At 67.2% G+C, this 8,629-nt stretch carries 7 protein-coding genes; 5 read left to right on the top strand and 2 right to left on the bottom strand.

The annotated features are described in order from the left end of the window. The first annotated feature begins 890 nt into the window (after nucleotides 1–890). The 3 genes from ACF1A1_RS07380 to ACF1A1_RS07390 all read left to right on the top strand — a co-directional run bounded on the left by ACF1A1_RS07380 (nucleotide 891) and on the right by ACF1A1_RS07390 (nucleotide 3,181). Complete coding sequence (locus ACF1A1_RS07380; RefSeq protein WP_391646348.1) at nucleotides 891–1,994, top strand: LacI family DNA-binding transcriptional regulator; 1,104 nt, start codon at nucleotides 891–893, stop codon at nucleotides 1,992–1,994. Nucleotides 1,995–2,024: 30 nt separating this feature from the next. Then, entirely contained in the window at nucleotides 2,025–2,234 is a 210-nt protein-coding gene (locus ACF1A1_RS07385) for a hypothetical protein (protein WP_391646350.1), read from the top strand. Between the two features lie 221 nt (nucleotides 2,235–2,455). Beyond that, the gene (locus ACF1A1_RS07390) at nucleotides 2,456–3,181 is read left to right on the top strand and encodes a DUF4839 domain-containing protein (protein WP_391646352.1); all 726 of its coding nucleotides are present in this window, start codon (nucleotides 2,456–2,458) and stop codon (nucleotides 3,179–3,181) included. Nucleotides 3,182–4,909: 1,728 nt separating this feature from the next. Here the strand turns inward: ACF1A1_RS07390 and ACF1A1_RS07395 are convergent. Both ACF1A1_RS07395 and ACF1A1_RS07400 read right to left on the bottom strand, forming a co-directional pair. Then, nucleotides 4,910–5,395: a DUF4265 domain-containing protein gene (locus ACF1A1_RS07395; RefSeq protein WP_391646354.1), complete on the bottom strand. Its 486-nt coding sequence runs from the start codon at nucleotides 5,393–5,395 to the stop codon at nucleotides 4,910–4,912. Nucleotides 5,396–5,649: 254 nt separating this feature from the next. Beyond that, a complete protein-coding gene (locus ACF1A1_RS07400; protein WP_391646356.1) occupies nucleotides 5,650–7,173 on the bottom strand; it encodes a hypothetical protein in 1,524 nt (507 codons plus the stop codon). Nucleotides 7,174–7,686: 513 nt separating this feature from the next. Between ACF1A1_RS07400 and ACF1A1_RS07405 the strand changes: the two genes are divergently transcribed. Continuing rightward, nucleotides 7,687–7,893 carry a helix-turn-helix domain-containing protein gene (locus ACF1A1_RS07405; protein WP_391646358.1) on the top strand — a complete coding sequence of 69 codons (207 nt, stop codon included), beginning with the start codon at nucleotides 7,687–7,689 and terminating at the stop codon, nucleotides 7,891–7,893. A 25-nt stretch (nucleotides 7,894–7,918) separates the two neighbouring features. Continuing rightward, nucleotides 7,919–8,590 (top strand): N-terminal phage integrase SAM-like domain-containing protein, encoded by a 672-nt coding sequence (locus ACF1A1_RS07410; protein ID WP_391646360.1) that lies wholly within the window; start codon nucleotides 7,919–7,921, stop codon nucleotides 8,588–8,590. Nucleotides 8,591–8,629: the final 39 nt, after the last annotated feature.

Consider the following 8,629-nt stretch of genomic DNA (forward strand, 5'->3'; position numbering starts at 1 on the left):
CCTATGGAAACCGATCTCTATGGAAGCTAGGGCCACCTGCGCGACCCGACAAGACGTTCGGCACGAAAATCTGCTGCGCCGCTCAGAGTTGAGGGAGAAAAGGTGAAATTTCGGATCACCGAGGGATGGCGCGAAGCGGCCTCTCATGGGGAACCGGTTTCTGCAACAACGCCAGACGTCGTCCTGAGTGGCGGCTCAAGGCGGTGGGTGGTGGGTGGTGGGTGGTGGGTGGTTGGTGGTTGGCGCGGACCGGATCGTATGCACGCCCGGCCGGGTGCCCGCAGCCCGACACCCTCGGCGCCTGGACGGAGCGGGCGCGCCCTGGACGTCGGCGGGATGCCGAAGGGTGGTGCGGCGGGATGCCGAAGGGTGGTGCGGTGAACAGGGGTGCGACGTCGTCCCCGCGCACGCCGAGGATGCTCGCGTCCCCGCCGGTCACAGCGGCTGCACACACCGGCGTCTCCGCTCCGACCTTGTCACCGGGCACGGCTCAGGCGAGGGGGGCTTCGACAGGGATGTTTCGACGGGGATGTTTCGACAGAGACATAGAAACCGGTCGCTGCATTCCGACTTCGGTGTGAGCGCACCAAAGCTTCCTCTCCAGAAGCCGTTATTGACGCGCCACCCCCATTGACCCTTCCTGCGGCGATGTCTAGCGTAGACACCGGTTGCTATCAAGGCCGCACGAAACGACGTGACCGCCGTGATCCCCGTGTACCCGGGCCGACGGGGACGCACGGCTGCTCCCGCGGGCAGGCCGGCTGCGCGTCGTACCGCCAAAGCAGCCCTCCGCGCTGCTCCTGCGGCTGCCGCACGATGGGGCTCCACTATCGTGAACGGTCACGCGTCAGGCGCGGCGCGCGGGTCGCAGGGGCGAGGGGAAGAGCGCAGTGCCGAGGAACACGGGGGCCGCTTCGTCCGGAAAGGCAGCCGGGCGAAAACCCGGAAACGAGGAGCGCAGGGACGCCTCCACGGTCCGGGACGTCGCCGCGCGCGCCGGGGTCTCCGCCTCCACAGTCTCCCGGGTCCTCGGCGGCACCTACCCGGTGGCCGCCGCGACCCGCGCCAAGGTGCTGCGCGCCATGCGGGAGCTCGACTACGTGGTCAACGCGCACGCGCGGGCCCTGGGCGGCGCCACCAACAAGACCGTCGCCTTCGTCGTGGACGACGTGACCGGACCCTTCTACGCGCATATCGCCCGCGGTGTGGAGGAGCAGGCCGCGGCCGAGGGACGGCTGTGCCTGCTCTGCACCACCCACGGCGACCCGCAGCGCGTCCTGGCCGTCGTCGAGGCGATGCGCGAGCAGCGCGCCGACGCGGTGATCGTGGTCGGCGGCGCCTGGGAGGACAAGGCCTACCAGGACCGGATGACGTACTTCGCACAGGCGCTGGACCGGGTGGGCTCCCGGCTCGCGCTGGTGGGCCGCCCGCCGCTGGGTCCGGGGGTGCCGGCCACGGTCGTGGAGTACGACAACGAGGTGGGCGCCTTCGCCATGACCACGCATCTGCTCTCCCAGGGCCACCGGAGGATCGCCTACCTCGCCAGGATCAACGGGCTCAGCACCAGCTCCCAGCGCATCAGCGGCTTCCTGCGCGCGCACGAGTCGCTCGGAGTGGAGCACGACCCCGCCCTGATCCTCGAAGGGAACTACTCCCGGGCGTACGGCTATCAGGCCGCACGGCAACTCCTGGCCTCGGGGGCGGAGTTCACCGCGATCTTCGCGGGCACGGACATGGTGGCGGCCGGGGCGCTGCAAGCACTGCGGGAGAGCGGGCTGCGGGTGCCCGAGGACGTGGCCCTGGCGGGCTTCGACGACATCCCCCTGGCCGTCGACCTGTATCCGTCGCTGACCACCGTCTCCGTCCCGCACGAGGAACTGGGGCGCTCGGCGGTGCGGTTGGCGCTGCACCGGGACGAGCTGCCGGAGAGCCAGCATCTGGTGCTGGGCACCCACATCGTCGTACGCGACTCGACACGCCGGCCCGGTCACTGACGCAAAGACCCCCGCGGGTCCCGCAAAGGGATGACAACCGACGGCCTGCCGGGGCTGTCCGAGGCCTCGGCCGGGGCTGTCCGAGCCCCTCGCAGGGGCTTAGAGATGAATACGGACCGGAAGGGCCGCATGAAGCGCGGCAAGGACTGCCGCCGCTGCAACGCCACCGGAAAGCGCATCCGCATCGGCCGGTGGCTCTACAACCGCTGGGCGCGCATCTACCGCGCCGGCACCCCTTGAGACAGGTGACCGGCGACCGCCCGTCATGAAACGGACCCCGCTCCGAGCTGGAGGCGGTTGTGGTGCGGGTGCCCGGCCTGGCTTTCTGGTAGCCACCCGTCCCAGCCCAACGACGATGACGGCCGGCGCGAGGCTCAACAGGTGATGCCGAGTTCCTCGCGGAGTCCCATATGCTCGCGAGGCAGTTGGTATGAGCAGTCCATTGGGGGGAACGGATCCGCATGGCCGACGAGATCAAGTACGAGTACAAGACCGTGCAGACAGTTCGCGGCACCGACGGCTTGGTGATCTCGAGGATGCAGAAGGATGGCTGGGAGCTCGTGGAGCAGGCCCAGGGCACGCTTCGCTCCACCCTCAACTTCCGTCGACCGAAGAAGCCTCAGCCGTGGCTCCTGATCGGCACGGTGGCCGCCGTCCTCGTGACCCTAACCATCGTCATCGGCGCTGCCTCTGCACTCAGCGGCGGAGGCGAGAAGAAGGATGAGTCAGACAAGTCGACGACCGTTGCGAGCGAGAAGCCTTCCGCTACACCGACACCGACCGCGGCCGAGTCGGCTGCCACTGAGGTGATCACGCCTCAGAACAACCCGGAGTTCGCGGCGCTGCTGAAGGCGGACTCCTGCGACGACGCGAACCTGGACTTCGCGAACAGGCACGAGGGCCAGACGGTCGCGTTCAACGGCTCGATTGTGAACACGGCGCCCCACGGTGATTACGACACCCGCTACGACTTCCTCCTGGGCCCAGGTGACAAGGGGCCGAACACGACGGCCGGCCCGGCCTTCAAGTATGAGGACGTCAACATGCCTGACCTGAGACTGACCGGCAAGAAGGTCCCCGCCACCGTCGGCGCAGGCGACAAGTTCCGCTTCGTCGCCAAGGTGGGTGAGTTCAACGCGGACCAGTGCCTCTTCTTCCTCGACCCGGTCTCGACGGAAGTCCGGTAGTCAAGACTGGGCAGCCGCGTCAACATCGGACTAGCGTGCTCGGCCGATCAGCTCCGTCATCAGCATCGTCCTGACGGCCTGCATCGGATACCTGGTGGGGACTGAGCCTGCGAACACGGTTCCGGAGGTCCGTTGCGTCCAACGCGTCTGTGCTGGCCAGAGTGCTGTGACGACACCTGCTGGAGCGATCGGTCCACGAATAGGCCACGAGACGTCCTCGCGCTTGGCGAGCTCCCCGTCGGTCCGTCGCCGAGCGGTTCGGCCCGACGTCACCGACATGCTGCTGGCTCTTGCCGTAGCTGGATGCTGTCAGTTCAGCACCACGAAGTCGAACCGGCAACTTCTGCACGTAATGTAGGCCCCTACGTCAAGTGAACGCACTGAACTCCACTCGTGACACACGGCCCGTGGACAGCGAGTTTGCTTGTGCCCACACTTAGGGCAGAGGTAAAGCCCTTGCGATTCGATGTCTTTGGTGTCATCGGTGGCGAGTTTGAAGAGATGCCACGGCTTGATGAGGTTGCCGAAGAGGCCAATCCCCCCGCCTGCTATCTCCTTGATTCCCCATTTCCCATCGCTATAGCGTCCGACAGTCGAACAATAGATGCACTCCACCTGTTCGCTCGGTTCAGGGCTCTTCGCCATACCCCCCCTTAATCACTATCAGAGTCGAGGTCCAGGACGTGCGAGTCAACCCTCATACACGCAAGTCCCTTGCTGACAGGTCGTTGAACCTGCACCGGCCTCAGCCCGCTGGCCCGGCCGGAGCAGTGCAATTGCCTGACGTGCTGAGTCCTGAGCTTGGGAAGCTTGGGTCTTCCCGGGGCGGATGTTCTGCGACCTGCGGTAGCGCAATGTGGACAGTGCGGTGGCTTGCGCGTGAGTGCCCGCTGTTCCCCGTGGTTTCCCGCATGATCTGGCACACGTCTGGCACGGCCCTGACGGTGGTGCAGTTGCCTGCCACTCTAGAAACGCCTCCCACAATCCTGGGCGGTGGGGCAAGATGAATTTGCTCCCATCGACGGGGGATGGGGCGCCGCGCATGCTTGCCGTGGACTCGCCATCCTGGTGCGTGCGATCACCGGTGTCTCATGAATGACGGTCAGTCCTGTATGGCCGTAAAACGCGTGGGTGTCGGGTCGGGGCCCGAAGCTCCGTGGACAGGAAGGAATCCTGCGCATGGCGAGCGCAACTGACCCGTGAGGGCGGGGCCGCTGCTTGGCCTGGTATCAGGTGGTCTCTTGGTACCCGTCACAGTGGCCTATCCATGGATCGGCGTGATCGCGGTCCTCAGCCCACTCGCTCTCTTGTGCTGCGTAGTTTTGCCTGGCGTGTGGTCTGCTAGCCCGTCTCGCCGCCGCGACGCCCGTGTCATGGTCGAGTTATTAATCGGCTCACCCAGGCGGGAGCGGCAGTGAACGGCCGGCACTGGTGTCGCGCGCCTCCGGCGCGTACCGATGATGTCCGGAGCGTTGTCGTGATCGTCTGCGCACGGAAGCTTTTCTTAGAGGGCCTCTGCCCCCGATGAGAGAACACGGGGGCAGGGGCCCCAACTGATGGATTCTTCTTCTTGCCCTGGGTCTTGCCGGGGATCTTGGTGACCTGCGTTTTCGCTGCTCAGGGGCGGTGGGCTCGTACGCCTGGTGGTCGTAGTTGGTCGTCATTGGCCACTGTCGAGCGGCCTCGGACGGCCCAGGGACGGCCCAGCCGTGGATCACCTGAACGGCGTCAGCCGACGGAAGCGGCCCGCCACTGCGCGGTGATGCACCCTTCTTCCATGTCCCACCACTCCTTGGCCACACCATGGTTGAGCAGCTTCTGCACCTTGGTGAGATCGGCGGTGGGCGGGACGTCCAGGGCGACCATACGGAACCGTTCTATGCCCTCGCCGCAGACTCCGAGTTCGTGAAAGGCATTGATCACGCTCTGCCGTGCAGCTCCTGAACCGCCGTCACGGATCACAATGAGGCGGATGGTGCAGTTCTCCGAACGCCGAACCACCGCGCCGGCCCATCGCACACCTTCGTCATCGGGCTCGGTGGCCACGATGTCCCCGCAGGCAATACCTCGGACGAACCAGGGGATGTTGTCGAGCCGTGCGGTGCCGTCGCCTTGGTCGACCGCCCACAGACTCTCTACCGACACCGGGGGCCAGTCGTCCTCGATCTCAAGCCGGAAGTGCACCTTCACATACGGGCCCTCGGAGTTCGTCATGACGCCCAGGATGCAGAACCCTGACGCGCCGGCCGCAGGTGGGTGACCGATGACGTCTGCTCATAGCTGGATACGGGTTGGTTGGCTGCGTAGGTGAGAAGGGAGAACGTTTGTAGACGAGTTGCAGGAGCAGTCGCTTGTTTGCTGGTGTCCGGAATGTTGAAGAGAGTTGGAAACGCTTGCCTGGTGTGTCGACGCCAGTCGACGGTCCACGGAGGCTGCCATGCCTGTGATCGCTACGTGGGGGTCGTCTCTCAGCGCCGGACGGCCGTCGGCACGGCGGCGGTGCCGTTCAGGCAGTGGTCGAGGAGTGCGTGCATGCGCGGAACGGGCAGTGCCGGGTTGGACGCAGCGCCCTCGGCGGTATGGGGGTCGGCGAGGAGGGGCTCCAGGGCTTCCGGTGACAGGCTCGGGTTGGCGGCCGCTGCCTGCCGCACCGACGCGTCGGGGTCCTCCACCGGGGGGTCGGGCAAGGCGGGATCGGCTGCGGCCAGGGCCCGTACCTCGGGGTCCGGGTAGTCGATGAGGTGAGCCCGGCCGGTACGGGGGAACGCGGGCAGGTCCAGCAGGTGCGGACGGTGGGCCGGGCGGGTGGCGAAGACATCCAGGAGGAGGTGCGGCGGAGCCAGCGGGTGGTGGCAGGCCAGCCGGATCCTCACCTCCTCGTCGTCGTCCTGCGCGAGCGTCTCGGCGAGTTCCGCCGACAGTCCCGGCCAACTTGCCGCAACCCGGCGGAGCACCGCTTCCTCGGACACCGCACAGGAGGCGAACCAGTCGGATGACGGCCCGACGGCCGGGTCGATATTCGACTCGGTGAACGGCTCGCCGATCGGACAGGTGCAGTCAGGACCGTGCCCGATGACCTGGTCGATCGCCCTGTACTCCGCCCAGGTACGGGGGAAGGGGTGGAGGCGCGCGCGCGTCCGCACGTACTCGACCGGGTCCAACCTCAACTCCGCCACCAGGTCCGGTCCCACGTCGGGCCGGGCGGCGACCGACGCGCGGACTTCCGCGTCGGGGTGGCGGGCGAGCCGGGCGAGGGCGTAGGCCGGGGTGTGTGGGTTCCGGGCCATGGGGAGCACCGTGCCGTCCGCGAAACACTGCTCGACGAGCGCGGGGGACAGAGCACACGTGCCGAACACGAATCCGTTGCGCGAGCCGAAGGACGGCAGTCTGGCCTCCACCCGTTCCGGGTCCAGCGCCCAGTTCCTGTCCTGCGCCGCTTCACGGACCCAGGGGTCCGGATCGTCGAGCAGCGCCGCCCGCTGCGCCGGCGTGAGGGACTGCCACCTCCACGTGGCCACTATCCGGAGTTCGGGGTGCTCGTGGCCGGCGATGGAGCGGAAGAAGGACAGCGGGATCTGCCGGGACGAATCGAGCTCCCCGATGATCTCCTTCGCGGTGAGCTTGCCGTCCTCGCCCCCGTCCTGGGCCATCAGTAGGGTCACGAGGATGTCGTCCGGCAGCGGTCGGACCCGTTGGGGGTAGTGACGGGGGCCGGAGGCAAGCCACGCGCGGACGATCCCCGACGGGTCCGACGCCAAGGGGGCGAGCCGCGCCGGGGCGACGTACCGGTTGCGGGCGAGCGCGCGGCGAATGACTCCGGACGGATGGCGCAGGGCAGCGTCGATGACGGCGTCGGGCAGGTCACGGCCCTCGCACATCAGCAGGCCGGCGTCACCGGCCGCTAGATCCAACAGGCGTACCAGCACGTCGGAGGGCGCTGCCGGATTGAAGGCGATGCCGCGCAGCCAACGTTCGTGCAGAGAGTCGGACATTGCGTCATCCTGTCACCTCGCCTCCTGAACCGGGCCGCCCAACTACGACCGCGGCGGCGCTTACCGGCGGCTCCGTCCGCAGGGCTTCGGACCACGTGGCGAGGGTCTTGCTCATGATGCGCACGCTGACCTGTACGCGGCACACCGCCAGGCTCCGCCTCCACTCCCGCCGGGGGAACGCACGATGCCCGGGGCAAGCCAAGCAACCGGGCGTTGCTGAAACTCGGCTTCAACGTCTTCCGCGCCCACAAGGTGTTCTCGCTCTTGGACAACAAACGCTCTCGCTAGTGACCGACAAAGCCAGGTTGGTCCTTGCCTCAGCCGACGACAGTCAGCCACGACGGTGGGGAGGCCGACCGATCACGCGCGCGTATGCCTCGCTGCGCCCCACCGACCCGGACACTGTCCTCGTCCTCTCCCACTAACGCTTCGCCGGCACCGGCCTGACCACCGCAGAAACCTGGCTCGCCGCCTCCCGCACACCCGCCCCGGAGCAGAAGGAGAACCGACGCGATGACCACGGCCACCCTCCACCGGAAGTGGCACACGACGGCTGAGGTCGCCGAGATGCTCGGCTTCAGCCTCTCCAAAACCAAGATGCTCGTCCTCACGGGCGAGATCCGTTCCGTCAAGATCGGCCGCAACCGTCGCATCCTCCCCGCCTGGGTGGACGAGTACGTGAACCGCTGCGCCGACGAATCCGAGAGGTGGTCCGCGTGAGCGGCAAGCGGGGCAACGGCGAAGGATGTCGATCTACCCCTACCGCAACGGCTACGCGGCCTACGCCTGGGTCACCACCCCGGAGGGAAACCGCAAGCGGAAGTACGTCTACGGGCCGACCCGCAAGGACGTCCATGAGAAGTGGCTCAAGCTCCACAACGAAGCCAAGAAGGGGCCGGTCGCGACCAACACGCCGACCCTCGCCCAGTACCTGGCCTACTGGCTCAAGGAAGTCGTGGAGCCCAACCTCCGGCCGCTGACCGCGGCCACCTACGAGACCACCGTCCGGCTCTACATCGTGCCGCTTCTCGGCTCCAAGCGGCTGGACCGGCTGACCGTTCAGGACATGCGCGGCTGGCTCAACAAGCTCGCCGACACCTGCCAGTGCTGCGCGCAGGGCAAGGACGCCAAGCGGCCCGAGGAGCGGTGGCGCTGCTGCGCCAAGGAGGAGTGCTGCCGACAGACACTCTCGAAGCGCCGGTCAACGACGCCCGGACGATCCTCCGGAGCGCGCTCACCAATGCCATGGTCGAGGAGCGCATCTCAAAGAACGTCGCCCAGCTGGTCAAGGTCCAGCGGGCCCGGCGCAAGCGGCCCGAACCCTGGTTGGTCGAAGAGGCGTGCACCTTCCTTGAGAACGCGGGCCCTGACCCCGAGTCCTGGACACGGGTTATGCGGCTGGTGTCAGCGTAGTTGATGTTGTTTCGGAAGCTGTCTCGTAAGCGATCGGGCTGCG

Source organism: Streptomyces sp. NPDC014995 (genome assembly GCF_043080745.1).
Classification (GTDB): Bacteria; Actinomycetota; Actinomycetes; order Streptomycetales; family Streptomycetaceae; genus Streptomyces.

Bases quoted from the DNA above. Each gene is read 5' to 3' on its own strand.
- ACF1A1_RS07385 (WP_391646350.1), top strand. From the start codon at position 2,025: ATGACAACCGACGGCCTGCCGGGGCTGTCCGAGGCCTCGGCCGGGGCT.
- ACF1A1_RS07390 (WP_391646352.1), top strand. From the start codon at position 2,456: ATGGCCGACGAGATCAAGTACGAGTACAAGACCGTGCAGACAGTTCGC.
- ACF1A1_RS07395 (WP_391646354.1), bottom strand. From the start codon at position 5,395: ATGACGAACTCCGAGGGCCCGTATGTGAAGGTGCACTTCCGGCTTGAG.
- ACF1A1_RS07400 (WP_391646356.1), bottom strand. From the start codon at position 7,173: ATGTCCGACTCTCTGCACGAACGTTGGCTGCGCGGCATCGCCTTCAAT.
- ACF1A1_RS07405 (WP_391646358.1), top strand. From the start codon at position 7,687: ATGACCACGGCCACCCTCCACCGGAAGTGGCACACGACGGCTGAGGTC.
- ACF1A1_RS07410 (WP_391646360.1), top strand. From the start codon at position 7,919: ATGTCGATCTACCCCTACCGCAACGGCTACGCGGCCTACGCCTGGGTC.